Consider the following 1261-nt stretch of genomic DNA (forward strand, 5'->3'; position numbering starts at 1 on the left):
GCATGGCCGGCGCGTGCTCGGCGTGATGCAGTCGAACTGCGGCGCGTATGCGGCCGCCACGCTCCATCCGGTGGGCCGCCATGACGCCTGAGCGCCCGCTTCCCGCCACCGCCGATCACGCGTGGATCACCGATCTGCGCACGCCGTGCTACGTGTACGAGCCCGAGATCGCGATCGCCCGCTACCGGTCGCTGAAGGCGCGGCTCGGCACGCGGCTGATCGTGTCGCTGAAGGCGAACCCGAACCAGGACATGCTCGCGCGCTGCGCGCATGCGTACGACGACGGCGTCGAACTCGCGAGCCGCGGCGAACTCGACGCGGTGATCGGCCGGATCAAGACGCCGCGCTACCTGAACAATCCGTCGATGGACGAGATGTTCATGCGGGCGGGGCTCGCGTCGCGCTGCCATTTCGTGCTCGACAACCCGGACGCGGTCGCGCGCTTCGTGCCGCTCGCCCGCGAAGCGGCGGCCGGCGGCAGCACGCCGGGCGCGGTGCTGCTGCGCGTGAATGCCGGCGCGCTGGCGGGTGAACAGGCGCGCGCACCGTGGCACGACCACTTCGGGATGACGCCGAACGAGGCGCACGACGCGGTGCGCACGCTCGCGGCTGCCGGCCTGCCGGTGGCCGGGTTGCACGTCTTCTCCGGCCCGCATTCGTTCATCCGCCAGGACCCGACGCAGCCCGACACGCTCGTGTTGCCCGAATTGCTCGCCGCGCTGGCCCGCGATCTCGCACCCGCCAACGGCGCGCCGCTCGGTTCGTTGAGCCTCGGCGGCGGTTTTGCCGACGATCACCCGGGCGATGCCGCGTTCGACCGCTATGCCGCCGCGCTCGCGCCGCTGGCCGGCCCCTATTCGCTCGCGCACGAATCGGGCCGCGCGATCTTCGCCGATGCGGGCGTGTTCGCGACGCGCGTCGTCGCGGTGAAGACATGGCAGGACCGCACGATCGCCGTCTGCGACGGCGGCCTGTCGCATGCGTTCCTGCTCGCGCAGACCGAATCGGTGATGCGCCGTCTGGCCGCGCCGTCGCTCGTGCGCCGCACGCCCGCGCCGCCGCCGCGCGGCGTGCCGACGCTCTACGTCGGCAGCACCTGCAGCCGCGCGGACGTGATCGGCCGCGACGACGCGGGCGCGCCGCCGCAGGTCGGCGACATCGCGGTGTTCGAACGCTGCGGCGCGTATCACCGCACGTACTCGATGGCGCATTTCCTGTCCCACGAAGCCGCGCACGTGTACGTGCGGCCGGCCTAAACCCG

Annotated in this window: 1 protein-coding gene; it reads left to right on the top strand. The window is 72.5% G+C overall.

The window, feature by feature from the left end; translation table 11 throughout:
• Positions 1–80 precede the first annotated feature (80 nt).
• On the top strand, positions 81–1256 hold the full coding sequence (locus JMF90_RS37530; RefSeq protein WP_054928604.1) for a PLP-dependent decarboxylase: 1176 nt from the start codon (positions 81–83) through the stop codon (positions 1254–1256).
• Positions 1257–1261 lie beyond the last annotated feature (5 nt).

This window comes from Burkholderia sp. E168m23, from assembly GCF_016586125.1.
GTDB classification, from domain to species: domain Bacteria; phylum Pseudomonadota; class Gammaproteobacteria; order Burkholderiales; family Burkholderiaceae; genus Burkholderia; species Burkholderia orbicola.